The following is a 23,153-nucleotide window of genomic DNA, read 5'->3' on the forward strand; positions in this document are numbered from 1 at the left end:
TCGAGATGCGATCACCGACGGACACGTCGAGTCGCTCAACGCGACACCGCGATCTGGCCACGTCGCGAAGCCTGATCGGAACCGGTCCACTGTGCTCTCAGCACAGTGTCCGGCCGGCCGCAACCGCTGCGGACGGCGCCCCGCGTACCCCGGTGAAGAACTTCACAGGGGTTGGGCGATCGTCACCGACCGTGCCTAACGTCGGTCGGGTCCGCCACTGCGGACACCACGGTCGGCAACGCCTAATCCTGCCCCCGGCCGTCGGAACCCAGTCACCCGGGCAGGAGCGGGGGACCCACGTTCCTCGGTGCACGTCACCTCGGGGTGAAGCCGCCACCTGCGGCCGGGCTCCTCGGCCCGAACCCGACAGCTCACCTCGCCGGCGTGGAGGAAGCTCACATGACGTCCGTTCACACGCCCCGTCATCGACGGGTCACCACCCGCCGTCTCGCCGTCGGCACCCTGGCCGTCGGCGCGGTCACCGGTGCTGTCGCCCTCTTCGGCCCGGCCGCCCCGGCGCAGGCCGGAGTCGACTGGGACGCGATCGCCCAGTGCGAGTCCGGCGGCAACTGGAAGATCAATACCGGTAACGGCTACTTCGGTGGCCTGCAGTTCTCGCAGAGCACCTGGGCCGGTTACGGCGGCAAGAAGTACGCCGCCCGTGCCGACCTGGCCACCCGCGGCGAGCAGATCGCCATCGCCGAGAAGGTGCTCGACGGGCAGGGCATCGGCGCCTGGCCGACCTGCGGCAAGAAGGGCGGCTCCTCGGGCGGCTCGGCCACGAAGTCGACCAGGTCGACGGCGAAGTCGACGAAGTCCACCGGAAAGGCGACCACGTCGCCGGACCGGCCGTCGCGCGGCGAGCAGCCGGCGACCCGTGACCACGAGCGCACCGCCGCGCCGACGGGCGGCCGGACGCACCTGGTCGAGCCGGGCGACACCCTGTCGGAGATCGCCGACGCCCACCGGGTGTCCGGCGGCTGGCAGGCGCTGTACGAGCACAACAGGGAGCTGATCGGGGCCGACCCGGGCCTGATCTTCCCTGGTCAGAAGCTCAGCCTCTGACAGTCGGCACACGAACGCTCGGCCGGTGACCCGGCCGAGCGTTCGTGTGTGCGGTGCTGGTCAGCCCGAGTGGCCGGACCTGCCGCGAGTCACGCCGCCGAGGCGGACGCCCGCGGCGCGCGACGCGAGGCCGCGGGTCCGGCGTTGCGACCCCAGCGGGAGGCCGGCGTCGCCTCCGTGCCGGCGTCGAGGCCGTCGATCGTCATCTCGACGGGTTCCGCCGCCCCGCGCGACAGTCGCAGCGAATGCTCTGCGCCCTGCCGGGCGGCGCACGGCCACGCCTGCCCCGCGCACTGGAGGTTGTGGCAGTGACCCTCGTCGTCCGGCTCGTGGGCGTCCAGCACGTCGATCGCCAGTTGCCAGAGCAGCGGGTCGGTCACGTCGTGCGGTCGCTCGGCGCTGCGGCTCGGTCGGTTGCTGGTGTCGTCGGACATCGTGGGTCCCCCCTTGTCAGGCTGTACCCCTCAAGGGTCACCCGTCAGCCGTCGGCTAAACCGCCGACCTGCTGTGATGTGTCTCCGGTCGCAACTCGTCGCACGGACGCCGCACGCAGATCGGTCAATCCGGCAGGAGTGGCATCTCGACGCCGGGCTCCCGACCGAGTAACACCGCACGGGTGAGCGCCGCCGAGCCGAACCGGTCGCGGACCGCGTCGACCGCCGCGTCCAACTCCGCACCCGGGTCGCGGTGGAACGGCAGCTCCGGCTGCACCGGGCTGTCGTCCAGATTGCCCACCGAGACGCCGATCAGCGTGACACCACGACTGTCGATCTCGGGCTGGGCCGCGTGCAGCAACGCGCGTGCGGCGGCGAGCAGCGGGGTCGTGTCCGCTGTCGCCTTGCCGATGGTGTGCGAGCGGGTCGCCCGGCTGTAGTCGCCGAAACGCAACCGCAGCACCACGGTGCGACCGGACCGCCCGGCGGCCCGCATCCGGCGGGTGACCCGGTCGACCAGCCCGGCGAGGATGGCGTCCAGTTCCGTCGGGGCGTGCGGGGTACGGCTCAGCGCGTGCTGGGCGCCCATCGAAGCCCGTCGGCGGCCGACGTGCACCGCGCGTGGGTCACGGTTGTGAGCCAGGGCGTGCAGGTGCCGGCCGGCGCCGGACCCGAGCAGCGACACCAGTGTCGCCTCGCCGAGCCGTGCCACCTCGCCGACGGTACGGATCCGGTGTTCCCGCAGCTTCGCGGAGGTGACCGGGCCGACGCCCCACAACCGCTCGACCGGCAGCGGATGCAGGAACGCCGTCTCGGCGTCGGGTGCGACCACCAGGAGCCCGTCCGGCTTGGCCACCCCGCTGGCCACCTTCGCCAGGAACTTCGTGCGGGCCACACCCACCGTGATCGGAAGGCCGACCCGTTCCCGAACCTCCCGACGCAGCCGCGCGGCGATGTCGGCCGGTGGGCCGACCAGCCGCCGCAGGCCACCCACGTCGAGGAACGCCTCGTCGATGGAGAGCCCCTCGACCAGCGGAGTGGTCTGCCGGAAGATCTCGAAGACCGCGCGGCTCGCCGCCGTGTACGCCGACATCCGCGGCGGCACCACGATCGCGTCCGGACACAGCCGGCGCGCCTGCCGGCCGCCCATCGCGCTGCGGACACCCCGCGCCTTCGCCTCGTAGCTGGCCGCGAGGACCACACCTCCGCCGACGATCACCGGCCGCCCGCGCAGGCGTGGGTCGTCGCGCTGCTCGACCGACGCGTAGAAGGCGTCCAGGTCGGCGTGCAGGATGCTGGCGCCGGGCGACACGTACACATGTTCGCACGGCGCTCGACGATCGCCGTGGTGACCTGGGCGTACGCCCGGTCAGTCGAGGCAGAACTCGTTGCCCTCCGGGTCGGCCATGATGAGATGACCGGCACCCAGTGGGGGAGCGGGCTCGTGGCGGCTGAGCCGGGTGGCACCGTGCGCGGCGAGCCGCTCGGCCTCCTTCTCCAGCGCCGCCATCCGCTCGTCACCCGCCAGCCCGGGTGCGGCCCGCACATCGAGGTGTACGCGATTCTTGACCCGCTTGGGCTCGGGGACCCGCTGGAAGAACAGCCGTGGCCGCGAGCCCTCGGGGTCGACCACCGCCGACGCGTCGTTGCGGTGCTCCGGCGGCACGCCCAGCGCGTCGAGCGCGTCCTCCCAGGACTCGAAGTCCCCGGGCGGACCCTGCACCCGGTAGCCCAGGGCCTCGGCCCAGAAGGCCGCCAACGCGGCGGGGTCGGCACAGTCGACGGTGATCTGCACATCGCGGACCATGTCGGCTCCCTGTCTCGTGATCTCCTCGGTCATGGGCCCAGCCTCCCGTAGATAGCGGACAGAATCGTTCCGCATCCCGTGCAACGATCGGCACGTGACTGTCGAGGCGACGACCGAGCGGGTGCTGCGGTTGCTGGCACTGCTCCAACGGCGGCCGTCCTGGACGGCTGCGGACCTCGCCGCCGAGCTGGGTGTCACCGACCGTTGCGTCCGCCGTGACGTGCAACGACTGCGGACGCTCGGTTACCCGGTGCACGCGGTCCCCGGGGTCGGTGGTGGTTACCAGCTCGGTGCGGGCACCCGCCTGCCGCCGTTGCTCCTCGACGACGAGGAGGCGATCGCGACGGCGGTGTCCCTGCGCCTCGCCTCGGGCGGCACGATCGCCGGCGCGGGCGAGGCGGCTCTGCGGGCCCTCACGAAACTCGATCAGGTCATGCCGGCGCGGCTGCGCGCCGAGGTGCGGGCGGTGCACGGCGCGACCGAGACGCTCGTGGGTCCGGTGGCCGAGATCGACGCCGAGGTGCTGGTGACACTGGCCCGGGCCTGTCGCGACGCCGTGCGGGTGCGATTCACCTACGTGGCGCGCGACGGCGGGCAGCACGAGCGGACCGTCGAGCCGGTCCGGATGGTCACGACGGGTCGCCGCTGGTATCTGATGGCCTGGGATGTCGACCGTCACGACTGGCGGACGTTCCGCCTGGACCGGATGGGTGCCGCGACCGCGACGACCTGGCGCTTCCGGGCGCGCGAGCACCCGGATCCGGTCGCCTTCGTGCAGCGGGCCGTGACCGGGGCGGCGTACCGGTATCTCGCCCGGGTCCGTGTGCGCGCCACGGCCGACCAGGTGCGGGAGCTGGTGCCGCCGCAGGTGGGACGGGTGGAGGACGACAGCGACGGGTGGTGTCTGCTGATCGTCGGCGGGGAGCGCCTGGACTGGCTCGCCGCGCACCTCGCCCGCCTCAGTTACCAGGTGGAGGTGCTGGAGCCTGCGGAGCTGCGCGACGCCGCCGCCCTGCTCGCCCGACGCCTGACCGCGATGGCCGGTGCCGCGTCACAGGACAGCGTGTAGTGACGCAGCGACACCGGGCTGCCGTCCGGTGCGGTCCACGGCGCGGTGCTGGTCCCGGTGCACCGCCATCCGGTCCGCTCGTAGAGGGCGGCGGCTGCGACACCGTCGGACGTCACCTCGAGCACCAGATCCGTCCCGTGTGCACGCGCCCATTGCCGAACACGGTCCAGCAGGGCACTGCCCAGCGCCGACCCTCGGGCGGTCGGTGCCACGAAGAGACGTGCCACCTCGGCTGTCTGCCGGGCCGGCGGCTCGTCTGCCGAGCTGGGCAACCGGTGCACCGCGACATGCCCGACGATCGCCTCCTCGTCGTCGACGGCGACCCAGGCGTCCGCCGGGCGCGGCTCGCATAGCCAATGGTGCGGGTCGGCGGGCCAGTTCATCGGGTACCTGTCGACCTGGTGGACCTCGGCGAGCGCCGCGACGCATCCGTCCAGGTCGGCGGCGCGCCAGCGGCGGATGTGCGGTGGGCTCACAGGTCGTCGAACGGGCGGGCATAGCGGAACTCGCCCCGGATCGAGTCGCGCCACGCGGCCATCCGACGGGCCATGAAGTACTGCGGCCCCCATGGCTGCGGCGGGGTGACGCCCAGGTCGACGGCGGGCCCGAACCCGAAGCGCGGGTAGTAGTCGGGATGCCCGAGCAGCACCACGAGCGGCTCGTCCCGCGCGTCGGCCGCGCCGAGCACCGCGTGCATCAACGCGCTCCCGACGCCGCGTCGCTGCCGGCCGGGCAGCACGCCGAGCGGCCCCAGGCCCAACGCTACCGGCTCACCGCCCACCAGGCCGCGGGTGGCCACCACGTGACCCACCACCTGGCCGTCCGAATCGACGGCCACCAGGGAGTACGCGGGCAGCCAGCCCTCGTCGGCGCGCAGCGAGTCGACCAGTGTCGCCTCCACCGGAACACGGTCGCCGTCGCCGTCGGTCTTGGCGAACGCGGCGGCGTGCACCGCCCGGATCGCGTCGACGTCGGCGGGTGTCTCGCGTCTGATCAGCACCGCGCCACGATACGGCTCCACCGGCCGGGCCTCCACGCGTTTATCGCACCGGATGACGGCGACGCGCTCACCTTCGTCCTGCCGGCGCCAGGTGCTCGGCGGGCATGTCGCCGAAAGGGCCTATACCTGTGAGTCATAGATATGACTCACAGGTATAGGCGTCATCAGGGATATGCCCGGGCTGAGTCAGCCCGGCCGGAGTCGGTGCCGGAATCAGCCGACGGCGGTGGCCGAGGGTGGGGCGCTGCCGCCCTGCGGTGCCGCCGGCGTCATCAGTCGCACGATCTCCGCCTGGTCGGCTGCCGAGGGCAGACCCCAGTGCCGCTGGTAGCCGTACACCTCGTGCAGGGGGGTGGAGCCGGTGCGGCCGTCCAGGATCTCCACGGCGTCGGTGTCGATCAGGCCGGGATGTTCGACGCCGCAGGCCTCGGCGACCTTGGTGAGGTCGCGGCGCAACGTCCGCAGGTAGTTGGCCGCCCGGACCGACTTCAACGACGGGTCCAGGCCCCGGGCGAGCCACGCGTTCTGGGTGGCGACGCCGGTGGGGCAGGTGTCGGTGTGGCACTTCTGGGCCTGGATGCAGCCGATGGAGAGCATCGCCTCCCGGCCGACGTTGACCATGTCGCAGCCGAGCGCGAAGGCGACGACGGCGTTGTCCGGCAGGCCGAGCTTGCCGCCGCCGACGAAGACCACCTGTTCGTGCAGGTCGTGCTCGGCGAAGATCTTGTACACCCGGGTGAAGCCCTGCTGGAACGGGAGTGACACGGAGTCGGTGAAGATCAGCGGCGCCGCGCCGGTGCCGCCCTCGCCACCGTCGATCGTCACGAAGTCCACGCCGCGGCCGGTGTCGCGCATCAGCGTGGCCAACTCCTGCCAGAAGCCGAGGTCGCCGACCGCCGACTTGATGCCGACCGGCAGGCCCGTCTCGGCGGCCAACAACTCGACCCAGTCGAGGAGACTGTCGCAGTCGGAGAACTCGGCGTGCCGCGACGGGCTCACGCAGTCCTGTCCGACCGGGATGCCGCGGGTGGCGGCGACCTCGGCGGAGACCTTCGCCCCGGGCAGCAGACCGCCGAGGCTCGGCTTGGCGCCCTGGCTGAGCTTGATCTCCAACGCCCTCACCGCTGCGCCGGCAACCAGGTCCTTCAGGCGGTCCAGACTGAACCGGCCGTGCTCGTCGCGGCAACCGAAGTACGCCGTCCCGAGTTGGAAGACCAGGTCACCGCCGTTTCGGTGGTACGGCGACAGGCCGCCCTCGCCGGTGTTCTGGAGGCAGCCGGCGAGCGCCGCCCCCTTGTTCAGCGCGGCGATGGCGTTGCCGGAGAGCGAGCCGAAGCTCATCCCGGAGATGTTCACCACCGACTCCGGGCGGAACGCGTGGGCCCGTCCCCGGGCGGCGCCGAGCACCTTCGCGCAGGGCAGCCGTACGTCGTGCCCGGCGGTCGGTGTGGACGGCGGCACGGCCCGGCCGAACGTGCGGTGCTTGATGATCGGATACCCGGGGGTGTACTCGATGTCGTTGTCGGTGCCGAAGCCGAAGTAGTTGTTCTGCTGCTTCGCCGACGCGTACACCCAGCGGCGCTGGTCGCGGGTGAACGGCCGCTCCTCGTTGTTACCGGCCACGATGTACTGCCGAAGCTCCGGCCCGATCGCCTCCAGAAGGTAGCGGGCGCGTCCGAGCACCGGGAAGTTGCGCAGCAACGCGTGGTCGCGCTGGATCAGGTCCCGCGCGGCGAGTGCGGCGACGGCAGCGGCGGCGGCGGGTACGGCTCGACGGGCCCATGTCATGCCCGGCAGTCTTTCCGTCCGCGTGTCGGCCCAAACCGACCGGCGGCGCGTTCGCGCTGGTGACCGGTCCGGCGGTGGTGCGGGTCGGCCCCGCACCACCGCCTCGGGCTCACCGGTGCCGGTAGGACTGGCGAACCGACCCACCGACGATCGTGCACCACGTGCTCGTGCTGACCTTGCCGTTGCGGGGCAGCCCGTGCAGCGCCTGCAGGTCCTGCACAGCGGCCCGGGTGGCGTGGTCGTACGCCCCGGTGACGGTGACCGCGTACCCCTTGGTGGCGAGCATCTCCTGCACGGCCGCGACCGGCGCGCCGGTGGCGTGCTGGTCCAACTCCGGCGCCAGGGTCTCCCAGGTCGGCGGGGTGAGGGTGGCGTCCACGTCCACCGGGATGCCGTTGCGGGCCTGCCAGTCCTGCACGGCCGCGACGGTCGCGGCGTCGAACGTGCCGCTGACCGTCACCGCGTAGCCCCGGTGGGCGAGCAGGTGCTGCACGACCCGGACCGAGGGGGAGTTGACGAAGCGCCACAGGTCCGGCCAGCGGCGCGCCGGCACGTCGCCCAGCTTGGTGCCGAGGGCGGCGTGCACCCGCCGGCGCAGCTCCGGGAACTGCCGGTAGAAGGCGGCACCCGGGCACTCGGTGGTGCGGAAGTCCCAGTGGCCGAAGATGTCGTACGCGTGTAGCCCGTACTGTCGGCAGATCGCGACGCAGAGCTTGACCAGGGAGTCGGTCAGTGCCTTCGGCGGCGTCTCGGTGACGTAGGTGCCCTCGTTCTCGATGCCGATGGCCCGGCCGTTCTCGCCCGGGCAGTGCGCCGAGATCATCTGGCGGTCGCCGGCTTCGAGGCGTTCCAGGCTGCCCCGGCGGCCCTCCAGCACGTAGCCGCCGCGGCTCACCGTGAAGTGCTGGCCGGTGTCCGACCAGCCGTTGCCGTCCATGTGCAGGTCCTGGCAGTCGTGGGCCAGCTTGACGGCCTGCTCGCGGGAGTAGTCCGTGACGTTCGGGAACGCCATGTGATGCACGATGATCTTGTTGGTGGCGATGGCGCTGACCGACAGCGGGTCCTTCGGCGGGCGGGCGGCCCACTCGTCGCAGCTGATGATCCAGTCCAGGTCGGTGCCGGGGGCTGCCTGCGCCGAGGCGGGGAACGCGAGTTCGCTCCCGACGACGGCGACGGTGGCGGCGCCGAGACCGGCCCGCAGCAGCGTCCGGCGATCCAGTTCGGAATGGTCGACGTGCATGACATCTCCTCCTGCGGCCGACGGCGGGGGGATGAAAAGTAGCTCCAGTGGCCGCACGCGCTTCGGAGAATATTGCCAAGACTCGTCCGCGCGCTAGACCCCGCGCAACCAGGCCGACGTTTCCTCGCCGGCCGGCGGGGGTAGGGCGGGAGCCGACCGTTCCGGCTGTCCCGTGAGGAATGACCAGATGAGTGACAACGTCAGCGACGCGGTGGGTGACGCCCTCCGCTCGGTGATGCTCTTCCTGCCCAAGGCCGTCGCCTTCCTGGCGATCCTGGTGGCCGGATGGCTGATCGCCAAGGCCGCGCTGAAGATCGTGGAGAAGGTCCTGGAGCGGGTGGGCTTCGACCGCGCCGTCGAACGCGGCGGCGTCCGCCGGGCGTTGAGTCGCTCCCGGTACGACGCCAGCGACATCGTCGCGAAGCTCGTCTACTACGCGCTGCTGCTGTTCACCCTTCAGCTCGCCTTCGGCATCTGGGGGCCCAACCCGATCTCCGACCTGCTCGGCGCGGTGATCTCGTGGCTACCCCGCGCCTTCGTCGCGATCGTCATCGTCGTGGTGTCCGCCGCCATCGCCAGCGCGGTGAAGGACATCATCAGCGGCGCGCTCGGCGGTCTGTCGTACGGCCGGGTGCTGGCCACCACCGCCTCGGTGTTCATCCTCGGCCTCGGCGTCATCGCCGCGCTGAACCAGATCGGTGTCGCCACCGCGGTCACCACTCCCGTCCTGATCGCCGTGCTGGCCACGATCGGCGGCATCCTCGTCGTCGGGGTCGGTGGTGGCCTCGTCCGTCCGATGCAGAGCCGGTGGGAGGGGTGGCTGACCCGCGCGGAGCAGGAGTCGCAGCTCATCGCCGAGCACGCCCGCGCCTACCGGGCCGGTCGCCGCGACGCCGAGGCCGAACTGGCCCGCGCGGCGGCTACCCCCGCCACGCCGGACGCCGAGTCGGCGCGACCCTCCTTCGTCGCCACCGACGCGGATACCACCCAGGTGGTGGCCGCCCGATCGGCCGACCCGGAGGCCACGCAGGTGGTGACCCGACCGTCCGACCCGGAGGCCACCCAGGTCGTGCCCCGACCGTCCGACGCCGACACCACCCAGGCGGTGAGCGGCGGCGACGCCGACACGACCCAGGTGGTGCGTGCCGGGGGCACGGTGCCCGGCCCGCGTACCAGCGACGACAGCGAGGCGACCACGGTCCTCCCGCCGGTCGACCCGAAGCGGCGCTGACCGGCACGTCACCGGCGGGGTGGGGTCCTTCGGGACCCCACCCCGCCGCCCGCTGTCCGGCGCGCCGAAAGCGCTGGCGAGCACGATCAGAACGCGGCTAGCATCCGGGCATGACCTGGCGACATTGATCCAGCCGCTCAGCCCGACCCCGTGGGCCACCACGGGCACCGCATGTCCGGTGTCCGTCTCCACTCCCACGGGAAGGCCCCCATGCGTCAACTCGCCCCGCGCGCGCCCGACCCGGCGGTCCGCCGCCTGACCACCACCCTCTACGGGTACGCGTTCCTCAGCGACCTCGTCCTGCTCTACCCGCTGTACGTGGTGTTCTTCGCCGACACCGGGCTGTCGGTCGGGCAGATCTCGTCGCTCTTCGTCATCTGGTCGGCCGCCGGCATCCTGTTCGAGGTGCCGTCCGGCGCGTGGGCCGACGTGGTCTCCCGCCGACTGCTGGTGTGCCTCGCCCCGCTGCTGAGCGCCGCCGGGTTCGCGCTCTGGGTGCTGGCGCCGTCGTACCCGGTGTTCGCGGTCGGCTTCCTGCTCTGGGGTGCCGCCGGAGCGTTGGTCTCCGGCGCGTTGGAGGCGCTGGTCTGGACCGAACTGGACCGGCTCGGCGCTGTCGACAGGTACGCCCGGGTGCTCGGACGCTCCCGGACGGCGGGCGTGCTGGGTGTGGTGGTGTCCGGGGTGCTCGCCGGCCCGGTGCTCGTCGTCGGCGGCTACCCGCTGGTGGGCGCGGCGAGCGTGGTCGCCTGCCTGCTCGCCGTCGCGGTCGCCGCCCGGTTCCCGGAGCACCGCCCGGCGTCCGTCAGGGGCGACGCGGCCGACCCGGACGCCGCCGCCGACCCGGACGGCGATGACGACCTGGGGTGGTGGGACACGTTGCGGGCGGGGGTGGCCGAGGTCCGCACCCGCCCACCGGTACGGGCCGCCGTCCTGCTGGTCGCCGTGGTCGCGGCGGACTGGGGTGCCCTGGACGAGTACACCCCGCTGCTGGCACTGGACACCGGTGTCGGCGCGCAGGCCGTGCCGTTGCTGCTCCTGCTGCTCTGGGCCGGGGTGACCGTCGGCGGGCTACTCGCCCCGGTGGGGGAGCGGTGGGGCGGCCGGGGCTACGCCGCGCTGCTGGGCCTGGTGGGTGTCGGGCTGGCCGGGGGTGCTCTGCTCCGACACCCGACGGGGTTCGCGTTGCTCGCTGTCGCGTTCGGGGCAGCCCAGTTGGCCACCGTGCTGGCCGACGCGCGGCTCCAGGCGCGGATCAGCGGCGGCAGCCGGGCCACCGTCACATCCCTGGCGGGAATGGCCACCGACGTGCTGATCATCGGGACGTACGCCGGTTACGGCCTGCTCGCCACGGCGGTGGGCAACGCGGTGGCCTTCGCGGTGACGGCCGGGCCGTACCTCGTGGTGGCGGTGGTGCTGCTCGCCCGTCGCCGGTCGGCACGATCAGCCGGCCATGTGCAGGAACGACCACTGGTGGCCGTCGAGGTCCCGGAAGCCGCGCATGTACATCGGTCCGTTGGTCATCCCGGGTCCGAGTGACTCCCCGCCGGCGACCGCCGCCCGGTCGACCAGTTCGTCGTCATCGATCGTCTCCGTCCGTCTCGAGCAACACCTTCAGCGCGGCGAGCCGGTTCCGCCAGTACGCCTTCAGCTCCGCGGCCTGCTCGGCTCCGGTCAGCTTCTCGTGCAGGACGTTGACCCGGGCCTTTGACTCGCCGACGGCGTCGATGCCGACGACGATCCTGGTGGGGCCACCGGCCCAGTCGGCCCGGAAACTGCGCGGCGCGGTGGCGGTACGGACACGTACCTCGACGTCGGGCAGCCATCGGGCGCGTGCCGTCTGGTCGGCGAACGCCTCGAACAGTCGCACCGCCGGCACGGCCACCGTCCGGCTCGCGCTGGCCTCGAAGCCACCGCCGCGTCGTTGACCCGGTGCGCGCAGGCCGCGTGCCTGCTCGTACCCGACGGTGATGGTCTGCGCCCACCAGCCCGGCACCTCGTGTTCGGTGACCAGGTGACGGGCGATCCGGGTGTGCGTCCACTCGGCGGCGGACGCGGCGTCGAGCTGGGCGAACCACTCGTCCCAGCCGCGGCCGGTCCGGACGCGGATCAGGTCGTCGGCGATCCGCTCGGTCTGCGCGGCGGCAGCCGTGGCGTTCGGCTCGGTAGGTGCCGGAGGGGACGCGGCGGTGGACGCCGGCTCGGCGGCCCGATCGATCAGGTGCCGGCGGGCGGTGGTGTAACTCTCGCCGGTCTTCTCCATCCGGGCCCGGACCCGGGCCTTGAACGATCTCTGGGTGGTCATCACACGCTCCCGGTCAACGGCACGGTCACCGGGACTCACGCTCCCGCCGACCCCGCCGGAGTGGGGCATGTGGCACCACGTCCCGAGGGCTCCAGGCCCCCTTTGCCTCCGCGTTGCCGGCGGCGTGAGCGCCGGGAGGGAGGTGCGGCGTAGGACAACGCCGACCTCATCCTACGCCAGATCGGCGGTCAGGGCTGGTCACCGTCGAGGTAGACCCATCGGCCGTCCTCGCGGACGAACCGGCTGTGCTCGGTCAGGGTGCCGGGTCGCCCGGCATCGCGGTAGTGCGCGTGGAAGGTGACGGTGCCGGCGGTGTCGAGCAGACCACCCCGCTCGGTGCCGACGATCTCCAGTCGGGTCCACCGCTGCCCCGGGTCCAGCTCCAGCGACGAGGGCCGGGTCGAGGAGTGCCAGCTGCGCAGCAGGTAGCCGGTGTCGCCGAGGGCGAATGCGCTGAACCGGGACCGCATCAACGCCTCGGCCGTCGCCGCCGGCCGCTCGCCGCCGTGGGCCGGGGCGCAGCAGTCCGCGTACGCCTGCCCGGAGCCGCACGGGCAGGCCCGTCCCGTCGTCGTTTCCGCCCGTCGGCGTGCCTTACCCACCTCGCCATCCTGCCGTACCGGCCGCACCGCCCGACGGTGACCCGGGCCGGTTGACGACCGTTCCTAGACTCGCGACATGACACGATCGCCCGCCGTGCCGCTCGCCCCGAACGTCTGGCGCATCCCCACCGTGGGCCGCTCAGCCGTCAACTCGTACGCGTTCGTCGACGACGACGGCGGTGTCACGCTCGTCGACTGCGGGCTGGCCAAGGCGTCGGCCCGGATCGTGCGCGGGCTGGCGGCGATCGGCAAGGTGCCGGCCGACGTCACCCGGATCGTGCTCACCCACGCGCACCCCGACCACGCGGGTGGCGCGGCGGAGATGGCGCGGCGTACGGGTGCACCGGTGGCGGCGCACACCGCCGACGTTCCGTTCGCCGAGGAGGGGCGTGCGCCGGTCAGCGACCCGACGGTGACCGGTGGTCGGCTCTTCGCCCGGCTCAACAGTGGGCGGTTCCCGGCGGTGCGGGTGGCGCAGCCGCTGGCCGACGGCGACGTGCTCGACGTCGGCGGTGGCCTGCGGGTGGTGCACACCCCCGGCCACTCGCCGGGTCACGTGTCGCTGCTGCACGAACCGACCCGACTGTTGATCACCGGGGACGCGCTGTTCAACATTCTCGGGGTCCGCTATTCGCCGAAGGTGCTGTGCAGCAACTTCCGGATGACCAAGCAGACCGCCCACGTGTTCGGCGAGTTGGAGTACGACCTGGCGGCCTTCACCCACGGTCCGGAGCTGACCGACGACCCCCGTGAGAAGATCCGCGCCTTCCTCTCCGCGCACCGCTGAACGAGCGGCCTCACAGCCAGCCGGAGCGGCGGAACAGGCGGTACAGGGCCAGGGCGGCGGCCGCCATCAGGGCGAGGGCGCCGGCGTACCCGTAGCGCCAGGCCAGCTCGGGCATGTGGTCGAAGTTCATTCCGTAGATGCCGGCGATGCCGGTCTGGGTGGCCGCGATGGCCGCCCACGCCGCGATCTTGCGCATGTCGTTGTTCTGCTCGACGGCGAGCTGCGCCAGTCGTGACTGGACGATCGAGGTGAGCAGGTCGTCGTACGCGGCCACCCGGTCCACCGCCCGGCCCAACCGGCCGTCCACGTCGACGAACCAGCGGTGCAGGGAGCGGGGCGCGCCGTCGGGGTCGAGCAGCGTACGCAGGGGCGCCTGCAACGGCAGGACCGCCCGCTTGAACTCGACCACCTCCCGTTTGAGCTGGTAGATGTGCTGGATGTCGGCCGTACGGTCGCGGGCGAACACCGCCTCCTCGACCCGTTCCAGGTCCCGTTCGACGTGCCCGGCCACCTCCAGATAGGAGTCGACCATCCGGGCGCAGACCGCGTACGCCACCGCCCACGGGCCGGCGGCCAGCAGGGCGGGGCGACCCTCGATGTCGGCCCGGACGCTGCGCAGCGCCCCGGCGGCGCCGTGCCGCACGGTGATGGCGAACCGGTCCCCGAGCAGCACCATCACGTCCCCGGTGTCGATCACCTCGGAGGTGTCGGTCAGCTCGTCGTGTTCCACGTACCCGGCGGTGCGCAGCACCAGCAGCGTGACCGGCCCGTGGCGTTGCACGGTGGGGCGGTGCCCGTCGGCGAGGGCCTGTTCGACGGTCAGCTCGTCCAGGCCGAAGGTGCGGCCCACCGCGGCGAGCACCGCCGGACCCGGATCGTGCAACCCCAACCACACGAAGGAGTCGCGGCCGTGCCGGGCCCGGGCGTACGCGTCGGCGTAGTGCGGTCGGCCGGGCTGGCGTCGACCGTTGACGTAGACGGCGCAGTCCACCACGGCGTCCGGGTTGGACCGGCGAGGGCTCGGGACGTCGCCCTCGACCCGGCCGAGCAGTCGACGGGCCAGGGCGCGTACGCCTCGACCGGCCCGGTCCCGTACCGCTCGCTGGCCCACCGTGTGCCTCCCCGTCGCCGACGCACCGCCTCGATCAGGGATGGTGCCACCGCATTCTGCCGAGTACGGTCCGTCGTACGACAGCGGGGCGCGGCTCAGGCGGTGCGGGTGGCGAAGACGACCACGTTGTCGACGTAGTTGCCGGTGGTGGCGTCGAACCGGCCGCCGCAGGTGATCAGGCGCAGTCCGGCGACGTCCGCCGGGCCGTAGACCAGCGCGGTCGGGAAGCGGTCCTTGGGGTACGCCCGCACGTCGTCGACGGTGAACGTGGCGACCTGCGCGTCGGCGCGGGTGACCTGGATCTGCTCGCCGGCACGGAGCCGACCGAGGTCGAAGAAGACCGCCGGCCCGGCCGGTGAGTCGACGTGGCCGACCAGGACCGCGTTGCCGGTCTCACCGGGGCTCACCCCGTGCCGGTACCAGCCGGCGAGGGTGGGCCGATCCAGCGGCGGCACCTGCAGCACTCCGGCGGCGTCGGCGCCGACCGGGACGACCTCCGCGCGTACACCGATGGTGGTGATCTGCACCCGGACCGGCGCGGCGCGGTGGAGCGGCACCAGGTCGGGTGCCGGTTCGGTGCGCCTGGGCGCGTCGGCCGGCGGTCGGGGCGGCGCGGCCGGGTCGGCGCTGAGGCCGACCGTGATCAGCCCCAGCCCGCTCACGGCGAGCAGGGCGACCACCGCCGGCAGGGTCCGCCGCGACCACACGTGGGCACCTCCGTAGGGGTCGTCGGGATGCCCGCGCCGGTGTCACCGGCGCGGGCACCCGTCCTCAGGGATGGAACAGCCGCCGGTCAGGCGACAGTGGACACCGGGCGACGCCGGCGGATCAGGATCACCGCGCCGGCCAGGGCGGTGCCGAGAAGCGTGCCTCCGGCGGCCAGAGCGCCGTTGTCGCGGCTGTCGCCGCCGGAGCCGGCGGGCGCGCCGCCGATCGGGGTGACGGTGAACGTCGCGCTGCCTGCCGAACTGCCGTCGCCGCAGGTCGCCGTCACCGTGTACGTGCCCAGGGTGAACCCGGCGGTGAAGAGTTCGGCGCTCAGTCCGCCGCCGGCGGCGGCCGTCGTGGACCTGACGTTCTGGTCACGGTTCGGGCCGGTGACCCGGAACAGGGCGTCACCCGACTTCGGGTTGCAGGTCGTCGCGGTGAGCACGACGGTCCCTCCGACCGGGGTGGTGGCCGGTGACACCGTGGTGTCGGCCAGTGCGGCGCCTGGCAGCAGGAGTGTGCCGAGGCCCACGCCGAGCGCCGCCGAGCAGAGTGCTGTTGAGACCTTCATACGCGTCTTCCCTCACTTTTCGTCCGCTGACTGCGTGGGACGTCGTTCGGGTGGCCAACTCCGTGACTAGCACCGGTGTGCCCAACACTAGGTGGGTTGGGCCCACGATCAGGTGAAAATGAGAATTCCTCGTTGCCGTCACGTGTCCACCCGAAGGCGGGGAGAGCTGCGCAAAGGCCCGGACGGCCCGAGCAGCGCCGGTCCTCCGGTCGATGTCGGGCTGTCGCGGCTGGGCCGATGGCGAGGTATTTACAGAAATACGCCGGCTGGGCGTCCGGTCAGCCGGCCGGGGTCGGCTCGGGCATCGGTTCGCCGGTCTCGAGGAGGGTCTTGAGGCCGGCCAGCAGCTCCGGCCAGCCTCCGCTGCCGTCGAGCTGGCCGCTGATCGCCCGGTGCATCTCGCTGTCCGGGGAGAAGTCGTCATGGATCACGGTCAACCGGACGGCCGCCGGGCCGTGCGGCTCGATCTCGAACGTCACCGTCGACCGGCGCTCGCCGAGTCGGGCGGCCAACTCCTCGGCGGACCAGCCGAAGTGCTCGGCGTGCTCGGGTTGGAAGCCGTGCCAGCTGTAGGAGAGCAGGCGGTACGGCTCCGCGGCGAGCACCCGTTGACCGAGGTCGCGAGGCTCGTCGCCGGGCGCGTCCTGCCACAGCACCGGCGAGCCGACCTGCCAGTCGGACACCAGCGCGATCCCACCCCAGTAGCGACGGGTGAACGCCGGTTCGGTGAGCGCGGCCCACAGCCGCTGCGGGGTGGTGGTGACGTACGTCGTGTAGGCGAAGGTCGGGCTCTCCATGGGTTGTCGCTCCAATGCGCTGGTCAGGTCGGCGAGGGCGGCGGCGCGCTCGCGGTCGTAGCGGCTGAGCCACCGGTCGGCGATGGCGTTGATCGGGGCGGCGTTGAGGTAGTGCACCTTCTCCCGGCCCCGCCGCACGCTCGTGACGAGGTCGGCCGCCTCCAGGATCGACAGGTGCTTGCTGATCGCCTGGCGGGTCGTCGCCGACCCGTCGCAGAGCTCTCGCAGGGTCTGGCCGTTGCGCTCGTTGAGCCGGTCCAGCAACCGGCGACGGCTGGGATCGGCCAGGGCCCGAAACGCCTCGTCCATCAACCCTCCCCCAACAGGCAACCATTCGGTTGCCCACGACGATAGGCAACCGAACGGTTGCTCGTCAAGCCTCGCGCCGCGCGCCGGCCGGAGCGGCGTGGGCGGCCGCACCGACGTGTGGCAGCGTGGGGCGGGTGACCGATTCCGCGCCGCTGGACGTCGACCTCGCACTGCTCGGCGGTGGCGGAGCGGCGTCCTTGCTGCTCGCCGCGCTGGACCGGCACGGCGTGCACGACCTGCGCATCGCCGTCGTCGACCCGGTGCGCCGACGCGGTCAGGACCGCACCTGGGCTTTCTGGGGCCACCCGGGCACCGACCTCGACCCGTTGCTCAGCGCGAGCTGGCCGCAGGTCGAGGTGACGACCGCGGCGCGACGCCGCGTCCTGGACCTGACCCCCCTGCGGTACGCCATGCTCCGCTCCGGCCCGGTCTACGACCGGGCTGCCGCAGCCGAACGCCGGCTGGACGCCACCCGGATCGTCGCGCCCGCCGACACGGTGACCGACGACGGCACACGGGTGCGGGTGCGCACCGGTGACGGGCGGACCGTACGGGCCGGATGGGTGCTCGACTCACGGCCCCGCCCACCGGCGCGGGCCGGCCGGACCACCTGGTTGCAGCACTTCCGCGGCTGGTGGTTGGAGGCGGACCGTCCCGTCTTCGACCCGGCCCGCGCGGTACTGATGGACTTCCGCACCCCGCAACCGCCCCGGGGTGTCTCCTTCGGTTACGTGCTGCCGGTGAGCGACCGCTACGCCCTGGTCGAGTACACCGAGTTCTCACCCGACCTGCTCACCGACGCCGGGTACGACGCGGCCCTGACCGGCTACCGGGACCTGCTCGGGCTGGACCCGACCGGGCTGCGGGTACGCGAGGTGGAGAACGGCGTGATCCCGATGACCGACGCGCCGTTCCCGGCCCGGCCGTCGCCCCGGGTGGTCCGACTCGGTACGGCCGGCGGCGCGACCCGCCCCTCCACCGGCTTCACCTTCTCCGCCATGTACCGACAGGCCGACCAGGTGGCCCGTGCCCTGGCGGCGGGACGACCGCCGGTGCCGCAGCCGGCGTACCCCCGACGGCACCGCTGGATGGACGCGGTGGCGCTGCGGGCACTGGACCGGGGCGGCGTCGGCGGCCCGGACTTCTTCGACCGGCTCTTCGACCGCAACCCCGCCGAGCGGGTGCTGCGCTTCCTCGACGGTGCGACCACACCGGCCGAGGAGGTCACCATCATGAACTCCACCCGGCTGTTGCCGATGATCGCCGCCACCGCCGGCGACGCGGCGCACCGCGTCCGCGACCGGCTGCGCCCCGCCCGACCCGCCCCGCCCGTCCCGCCCGCCGTGGTCGGCGCGGAGCCCGGCGCTTAGCGGGCTGCGCACCCACCGCAGCTCGGTGCACCCCGCCGGCCGGCAGCGGAAGACGCTCGCCATCAGCGTTGGCTGACTGCGGTGTCGATGTGCTGGTGGGCGGTATACCTCAGAGTCATAATTATGACTCTGAGGTATACCGCCCACTGCCGCATCCGCCCTCACGGCGGCGGCGTAACCCGGCCCCCGGGCCGGGAGGAGCACGTCACCGCGCGGTAGGTTGCCGGGCATGGTGGACGCGGCGGCCGGCAGGGGCGTGCAGATCTGGACCGACGGGGCGTGCAGTGGCAATCCCGGGCCGGGCGGTTGGGGCGCACTGCTGCGCTACGGCGACCACGAGCGGGAGTTGTGCGGCGGTGAGGCCACGCCGACCACCAACAACCGGATGGAGCTGATGGCGGCCATCCAGGCGTTGGAGAGCCTGAACCGGCCGGTCACCGTGGAGCTGCACACCGACAGCACGTACGTGCGCAACGGCATCACCAGTTGGCTGGCCTCCTGGAAGCGCAACGGTTGGCAGACCGCCGCGAAGCAGCCGGTGAAGAACGCCGACCTGTGGCAGCGGCTGGAGGCGGCCTGCGAGCGGCACCAGGTCACCTGGCTGTGGGTCAAGGGACACAACGGTCACCCGGAGAACGAGCGGGCGGACCGGCTCGCCAACAGGGGAATGACCGAGGCGCGGGCCGCGTTCGCCGGCCGCTGACCGTCAGCGGGTCGCGTCCGGGTGCCCGGGCATGCTGGACCCACCGCCGCTGCTGCCGGACGAACCACCGGTCATGCCCGAGCTGTTGTCCTCGGTCACGATGTCCGGGCGCACGTCGGTGTCGGCCGGAGCCGGGACCTCGGTGTCCGCCTCGACCTGCACCAGCGGCACCTGGCCGGCCTCGTCCTCGCTGTGCTGCGGGTCGCCCGGCAGCTCACCGTCGCGCTTTCGGAAACCCACGCCGTGCCCCCCGTCGATGGCGATCCGCGTCGGCGCTGGCTACCCGGCGTCGTCCCGACCGAAACCTTGCGGAGTGTCAGCGGCGTCGGCCGCGCCGGGCGGGAGCGGCGCTCCGCGACGGCTGGCGGAGCGGGCTGAGCGGCAGTGCCGTCCAGTGCGGCGGTCGGGTCACTGTCGTCGGCAGGCCGGTGCGCGCGTCACCCCGGGCGGCGTCCAGTTGAGCCTGGTGCAGGAAGAGGGCGCCGCGCAGGTCCGCGCCGCGCAGGTCGGCCCCGCGCAGGTCCGCACCGGTGACGTCGGCGAGACCCAGGTCGGCCCCGCGGAGGTCGGCGCCGATCAGCAGCGTCCCACGCAGGTTGGCCCGGCGCAGGTCGACCCGGCGAAGGTCGACGCCGAGCAGGGGCGCGCCCCGATGGTCGGCCCCGCCGGGGGAGCGGGCCACGTCGCTGGTCCGCGACAGCAGAGGGTTGACCCGGGCTCGGTGCGCGGCGACGTCCACCGCGCGGAGCTGCGCCACCTCACCAGCGGTGAGCGCGGCGGTCTCGGCGCGGGCGTGCTCCAGCGCGTCCCGCAGGTCGACCGGCGGGTGCAGCGCCACCGCCGCGTCGAGATACCAGAGCAGTTCGTGCAGCGGTCGCAGCACGGCGAACGCCTCCGCCATGGCGGGCAACGTCTCCGGCGCGTCCCGCCAGTCCCGCCCGCCGAAGGTGACCTGCGCGACCTGTTGCCCGGCGCCGAAGCAGTCGAACACCGTACAGCCGGGGAAGCCACGCTGGCGCAGCTCGGTGTGGATGCCGCACCGGTGGTCCCCGCGCAGGTTGGGGCAGGGCTGCCCGGCGGGCTTGTCGATGGCGAAGTCGGCCGACGCGGCGAAGGCGGGCACCACGCAGCACAGCCCGAAGCAGCGCCCGCAGTCCGCGCGCAACTGCGCCGACTGTGGTGGCGGTGCGGGGTCCGGTGACACGCGGACGTCCTCCAGGCGTTCGGGCGGAACCCCCATTGTTCCGCGCGCGGCCGTGACCGGACCGCCGGGGTCACCGTCCGTGGTTGTCCCCGGCCGTCGCGGAGCGGGGTTCCGGGGTACGGGAGACGCCCGGCGGAGGCACCAGCCGATAGGCCGCCCGTGCGCCGTCGTCGTGCCCGTACTTCTGGTCGAAGTGCCGTTTCACGACCTCAGCCGGCGTCTGGTCCCCGTCGGTCGGCTCCGCCAGCGCGAACACGGCCGGGGCGGCCCCGGGCGCGCGGGGTGGCAGCACGGCTCGCACGGTCAGCGGCCCGGTCACCCGGAACCCACGGCAGTCGACGAAGTGCTGCCCGTCCACCGTCACGTACGGCACGCGCACCTCCACCACGTCCGAGTCGTCGTGGCGAAGGGTGAGCGTGACCGACCAGTACCGCTCCAGGTTCAGGGTGGCCTGTTCGTGCTCCCACAACTCCTCGAACCGGGCGTGCACGAACCCGCCCCACGGGCTGTCCATGTCGACTTCCAGCTGCGGGACGTTGAACGACAATTTCCCGATCGGGAAGAACGAGATCAACGCCCGGCCGTCCCACTGGTAGAGCTGGATCGACGGCGAGGCGTCGTAGAGCCGGACCTGTAGGCGGCGCCGCAGACGACCGTCGAGGGCGTCGGTGAAGGCGGCCAGGTGACGCAGGTTGGTGCGGATCTGCCGCGGTACGTCCACCCGCTGCCGTTCCAGCTCCTCGGAGCGCTGCTGGGCGGCGGTGCAGTCCGGGTCGAGCAGGAGCAACTGCACCTGCGCGCCGTTGGCGAGCGCCGCCCGGATCCCGGCCAGGGTCTCCTCGCGGTGCCGTTGCTCCAGCAGGATCGTCCAGGTGTCCAGGATGCGCACCCGGCGGCCGGAGCGGTGCAACCGCGTCACGAAGGCCTGCTGGTCGAAGCTCAGGTGCTCCTGCACCCGGGCCCGGCGAGCCTCCTCGAACAGCGGGTCGAAGATGACGTACGAGATGGCGGCGAGGACCACGCTGGCCCCGAGGTTGAGCAGCAGGTCGCTGAGGAAGCCGCTGCTGCGCCAGGCGCCCAGCAGCATGACGACGGCGATCCCGAGCAGGGCGCCACCGACGCCGAAGGCGCGCCGCTGCCGGCCACCTCGACCAGCCCACCCGGGCATCCGATCCCCCTCCGCCGTCGACCGGCCCGGCCGCCGCCCACCGATCCGAAACGCGGACGATACGTGCCCGCTTCGCCGGCCGCTGTCCCGTTCGAGCGCGACGGGTTCACCGCCCGGACCCTCTCCACCCCTCATAGGGTGACGGTAATGGGGTGGCGCGACCACGGAGGGTAGGCGCGGTGGACGACACTGAACGTGAGCAGGCGTTGCTCAGCGCGTTGACCACCGAGCACTACGCGTTGGAGAGCTCCAGGCCGGACTCGGGCACGTGCTGGCGATCCCGGCCGGGGTGGTGACCGCGCTCGTCGCGTTCGCCGCCCAGTTCGTCCACATCCTTCGCACGGCGGCGGTCGAACCGCTGTGACGGCGATCAGACCGAACGCCAGTCGTTCGACGTCAGGCTGTTGGCCTGCGGGCCCATCAGCAGCATCCCGCCGTCCACCGGCCAGGAAACCCCGGTGACGTAGCCGGCCGCGGGAGAGGCGAGAAACGCCACCACGGCGGCGACCTCTCGGGCGTCGCCCGGCCTCCCCACCGGTACGCCAGGACGGTCCCGGGTGAACGGGTCGACGTCCTCCTGGCCCGTCATCGGCGTGGCGATCTCGCCCGGGGCGACCGCGTTGACGGTGATCCCGTCGGCGGCCAGCTCCTGTGCCATCACCCGGGTCAGCAGACCGAGCCCGCCCTTGGCGGCGCAGTACGCGGCGGAGCCCACCCGGGGGGCGTGTTCGTGCACGCTGGTGATGTTGATGATCCGCCCGCCGGCGCCGCCGGCCCGCATCCGTCGGACGACCCGCTGCGCGCACAGGAACGGCGCGTCGAGGTCGACGGCGAGAACCTCGCGCCACTGCTCCCACCCGGTGTCGACGAACGGCGTGGACGCGCCGATGCCGGCGTTGTTGACCAGCACCCCGATGCCACCCAGCCGATCGGCCAGGTCGTCCACCACCGCCGCCGCCTCCGGCAGCCGACGCAGGTCCACCTCGGCGACCTCGCAGCGACGACCGGCGGCGCGTACCTCGGTCGCGGTCCGCTCGGCACCGTCGGGGTCGCCGTACCAGGTGATGCCGATGTCGAAGCCCGCCTCGGCCAGCGCGACGGCGCAGGCCTTGCCGATGCCGGAGTCCGCGCCGGTGACCAGGGCGACCCTCGGGTAGTTCTCGTATCGCTGGGGCATGGTGCCGCACTACCCCGGCGGGCTCGGCCCAACCGTCACAACGGCGGCGTACCGTCGCCGGGTGCGGATCACACGGTTCACCCACGCCTGCGTCCGGGTCGAGCACGACGGCGGGGTGTTGGTCATCGACCCGGGCACGTGGAGCGAGCCCGGTGCCCTGGTCGGCGCGGACGCCGTCCTGGTCACCCACGAGCACACCGACCACGTGGACGTGCTGCGCCTCGCCGGCCTGGGCGTCCCCGTGTACGCCCCGGAGGGCGCCCGAGTGCCGGATCTCGCGCCGCTGCCGGTGACCCGGGTCCGCGCGGGGCAACGCTTCACGGCGGCCGGCATCGAGGTCAGTGCCCACGGCGGCCGGCACGCGGCGATCCACGAGGGACAGCCGGACTGCCCCAACCTGGGCTACCTGGTCGGTGACGGGCTCTACCATCCCGGTGACTCGTTGCACGTGCCGGACGAGCCGGTGCGCACAGTGCTCGTCCCGGCCCAGGGGTCGTGGCTGCGCCTCGACGAGGCGATCCGGTTCGCCGCCGCCGTGGGCGCTGCCGCCGCGTACCCGATCCACGACGCGCAGCTCAACGAGCGCGGCCTGGCCAGCGTGGCCGGCTGGTTCGGCGAGACCATCCCCGGCTACCGCCATCTCGCCCCCGGCGACACCGTCTGAGGGACCACACCGGCGACGGCGACGGTGTCGGCCGTACTCATGT

The 23,153-nt window shown here is 72.8% G+C and carries 24 protein-coding genes, 1 pseudogene and 1 riboswitch; of the genes and pseudogenes, 8 read left to right on the forward strand and 17 right to left on the reverse strand.

Translation table 11 applies throughout. The annotated features are described in order from the left end of the window. Positions 1 to 229: 229 nt before the first annotated feature. A riboswitch (cyclic di-AMP (ydaO/yuaA leader) is annotated at positions 230 to 400 on the forward strand. Then, on the forward strand, positions 400 to 1,065 hold the full coding sequence (locus O7616_RS19065; RefSeq protein ID WP_282303252.1) for a transglycosylase family protein: 666 nt from the start codon (positions 400 to 402) through the stop codon (positions 1,063 to 1,065). (Overlaps the previous riboswitch by 1 nt.) 89 nt (positions 1,066 to 1,154) lie before the next feature. On the opposite strand, the gene O7616_RS19070 is transcribed toward O7616_RS19065, so the two are convergent. From O7616_RS19070 to O7616_RS19080, 3 genes are all read right to left on the reverse strand, one after another. Continuing rightward, positions 1,155 to 1,499, reverse strand: coding sequence for a hypothetical protein (locus O7616_RS19070; protein ID WP_282259950.1), 345 nt, complete (start codon positions 1,497 to 1,499; stop codon positions 1,155 to 1,157). 124 nt (positions 1,500 to 1,623) lie between these two features. Then, entirely contained in the window at positions 1,624 to 2,811 is a 1,188-nt protein-coding gene (gene dinB, locus O7616_RS19075) for a DNA polymerase IV (protein WP_282303253.1), read from the reverse strand. A 57-nt stretch (positions 2,812 to 2,868) separates the two neighbouring features. Continuing rightward, positions 2,869 to 3,306 carry a VOC family protein gene (locus O7616_RS19080; RefSeq protein ID WP_282307669.1) on the reverse strand — a complete coding sequence of 146 codons (438 nt, stop codon included), beginning with the start codon at positions 3,304 to 3,306 and terminating at the stop codon, positions 2,869 to 2,871. Positions 3,307 to 3,400: 94 nt separating this feature from the next. Between O7616_RS19080 and O7616_RS19085 the strand changes: the two genes are divergently transcribed. Continuing rightward, positions 3,401 to 4,375: a YafY family protein gene (locus O7616_RS19085; RefSeq protein WP_282303254.1), complete on the forward strand. Its 975-nt coding sequence runs from the start codon at positions 3,401 to 3,403 to the stop codon at positions 4,373 to 4,375. Here O7616_RS19085 and O7616_RS19090 read toward each other — a convergent pair. The 4 genes from O7616_RS19090 to O7616_RS19105 all read right to left on the reverse strand — a co-directional run bounded on the left by O7616_RS19090 (position 4,270) and on the right by O7616_RS19105 (position 8,403). Beyond that, positions 4,270 to 4,851, reverse strand: coding sequence for a GNAT family N-acetyltransferase (locus tag O7616_RS19090; protein ID WP_282303255.1), 582 nt, complete (start codon positions 4,849 to 4,851; stop codon positions 4,270 to 4,272). The genes O7616_RS19085 and O7616_RS19090 overlap by 106 nt on opposite strands. Then, entirely contained in the window at positions 4,848 to 5,375 is a 528-nt protein-coding gene (locus O7616_RS19095; RefSeq protein WP_282303256.1) for an N-acetyltransferase, read from the reverse strand. The genes O7616_RS19090 and O7616_RS19095 overlap by 4 nt, the downstream gene beginning before the upstream one ends. Positions 5,376 to 5,588: 213 nt before the next feature. Beyond that, complete coding sequence (locus tag O7616_RS19100; RefSeq protein ID WP_282303257.1) at positions 5,589 to 7,163, reverse strand: FMN-binding glutamate synthase family protein; 1,575 nt, start codon at positions 7,161 to 7,163, stop codon at positions 5,589 to 5,591. Between the two features lie 109 nt (positions 7,164 to 7,272). Next, a complete protein-coding gene (locus O7616_RS19105) occupies positions 7,273 to 8,403 on the reverse strand; it encodes an N-acetylmuramoyl-L-alanine amidase (protein WP_282303258.1) in 1,131 nt (376 codons plus the stop codon). Between the two features lie 187 nt (positions 8,404 to 8,590). On the opposite strand from O7616_RS19105, the gene O7616_RS19110 reads away from it, so the two are divergent. Together O7616_RS19110 and O7616_RS19115 are read left to right on the forward strand one after the other, a co-directional pair. Beyond that, positions 8,591 to 9,634, forward strand: coding sequence for a hypothetical protein (locus tag O7616_RS19110; RefSeq protein ID WP_282303259.1), 1,044 nt, complete (start codon positions 8,591 to 8,593; stop codon positions 9,632 to 9,634). Between the two features lie 267 nt (positions 9,635 to 9,901). Next, a pseudogene (locus tag O7616_RS19115) lies at positions 9,902 to 11,053 on the forward strand (MFS transporter); the annotation flags it as partial. Positions 11,054 to 11,213: 160 nt separating this feature from the next. On the opposite strand, the gene O7616_RS19120 reads toward O7616_RS19115, so the two are convergent. Both O7616_RS19120 and O7616_RS19125 read right to left on the reverse strand, forming a co-directional pair. After that, positions 11,214 to 11,939 carry a hypothetical protein gene (locus O7616_RS19120; protein WP_282303260.1) on the reverse strand — a complete coding sequence of 242 codons (726 nt, stop codon included), beginning with the start codon at positions 11,937 to 11,939 and terminating at the stop codon, positions 11,214 to 11,216. A 188-nt stretch (positions 11,940 to 12,127) separates the two neighbouring features. Further along, entirely contained in the window at positions 12,128 to 12,541 is a 414-nt protein-coding gene (locus O7616_RS19125; RefSeq protein WP_282303261.1) for a YchJ family protein, read from the reverse strand. Between the two features lie 76 nt (positions 12,542 to 12,617). Here O7616_RS19125 and O7616_RS19130 point away from each other — a divergent pair, with 76 nt between their 5' ends. Continuing rightward, positions 12,618 to 13,328 carry an MBL fold metallo-hydrolase gene (locus tag O7616_RS19130; protein ID WP_282303262.1) on the forward strand — a complete coding sequence of 237 codons (711 nt, stop codon included), beginning with the start codon at positions 12,618 to 12,620 and terminating at the stop codon, positions 13,326 to 13,328. A 10-nt stretch (positions 13,329 to 13,338) separates the two neighbouring features. Here O7616_RS19130 and O7616_RS19135 read toward each other — a convergent pair whose 3' ends face one another. From O7616_RS19135 to O7616_RS19150, 4 genes are all read right to left on the reverse strand, one after another. Next, on the reverse strand, positions 13,339 to 14,439 hold the full coding sequence (locus O7616_RS19135) for a magnesium and cobalt transport protein CorA (protein WP_282303263.1): 1,101 nt from the start codon (positions 14,437 to 14,439) through the stop codon (positions 13,339 to 13,341). 95 nt (positions 14,440 to 14,534) lie between these two features. Next, positions 14,535 to 15,146, reverse strand: coding sequence for a class F sortase (locus tag O7616_RS19140; RefSeq protein ID WP_282303264.1), 612 nt, complete (start codon positions 15,144 to 15,146; stop codon positions 14,535 to 14,537). Between the two features lie 86 nt (positions 15,147 to 15,232). After that, entirely contained in the window at positions 15,233 to 15,718 is a 486-nt protein-coding gene (locus O7616_RS19145; RefSeq protein WP_282259932.1) for a hypothetical protein, read from the reverse strand. A gap of 278 nt (positions 15,719 to 15,996) precedes the next feature. Next, the gene (locus O7616_RS19150) at positions 15,997 to 16,824 is read right to left on the reverse strand and encodes a metalloregulator ArsR/SmtB family transcription factor (protein WP_282303265.1); all 828 of its coding nucleotides are present in this window, start codon (positions 16,822 to 16,824) and stop codon (positions 15,997 to 15,999) included. 134 nt (positions 16,825 to 16,958) lie between these two features. Here O7616_RS19150 and O7616_RS19155 point away from each other — a divergent pair, with 134 nt between their 5' ends. Together O7616_RS19155 and rnhA are read left to right on the forward strand one after the other, a co-directional pair. After that, the gene (locus O7616_RS19155; RefSeq protein WP_282303266.1) at positions 16,959 to 18,194 is read left to right on the forward strand and encodes a lycopene cyclase family protein; all 1,236 of its coding nucleotides are present in this window, start codon (positions 16,959 to 16,961) and stop codon (positions 18,192 to 18,194) included. A gap of 229 nt (positions 18,195 to 18,423) precedes the next feature. Next, positions 18,424 to 18,897, forward strand: a complete 474-nt coding sequence (gene rnhA, locus O7616_RS19160) for a ribonuclease HI (RefSeq protein ID WP_282303267.1) — start codon at positions 18,424 to 18,426, stop codon at positions 18,895 to 18,897. A 3-nt stretch (positions 18,898 to 18,900) separates the two neighbouring features. On the opposite strand, the gene O7616_RS19165 is transcribed toward rnhA, so the two are convergent. The 4 genes from O7616_RS19165 to O7616_RS19180 form a co-directional block, all read right to left on the reverse strand. Beyond that, entirely contained in the window at positions 18,901 to 19,137 is a 237-nt protein-coding gene (locus O7616_RS19165; protein WP_088989852.1) for a preprotein translocase YidC, read from the reverse strand. Between the two features lie 76 nt (positions 19,138 to 19,213). After that, positions 19,214 to 20,101, reverse strand: coding sequence for a pentapeptide repeat-containing protein (locus tag O7616_RS19170; RefSeq protein WP_282303268.1), 888 nt, complete (start codon positions 20,099 to 20,101; stop codon positions 19,214 to 19,216). Between the two features lie 70 nt (positions 20,102 to 20,171). Further along, positions 20,172 to 21,269: a DUF5919 domain-containing protein gene (locus O7616_RS19175; protein WP_282303269.1), complete on the reverse strand. Its 1,098-nt coding sequence runs from the start codon at positions 21,267 to 21,269 to the stop codon at positions 20,172 to 20,174. A gap of 370 nt (positions 21,270 to 21,639) precedes the next feature. Beyond that, positions 21,640 to 22,446 carry an SDR family oxidoreductase gene (locus O7616_RS19180; RefSeq protein ID WP_282303270.1) on the reverse strand — a complete coding sequence of 269 codons (807 nt, stop codon included), beginning with the start codon at positions 22,444 to 22,446 and terminating at the stop codon, positions 21,640 to 21,642. Positions 22,447 to 22,507: 61 nt separating this feature from the next. Here O7616_RS19180 and O7616_RS19185 point away from each other — a divergent pair, with 61 nt between their 5' ends. Then, entirely contained in the window at positions 22,508 to 23,110 is a 603-nt protein-coding gene (locus O7616_RS19185; RefSeq protein WP_282303271.1) for an MBL fold metallo-hydrolase, read from the forward strand. The last annotated feature ends 43 nt before the right edge of the window (positions 23,111 to 23,153 follow it).

It is taken from the genome of Micromonospora sp. WMMD964 (assembly GCF_029581455.1).
Taxonomy (GTDB): domain Bacteria; phylum Actinomycetota; class Actinomycetes; order Mycobacteriales; family Micromonosporaceae; genus Micromonospora.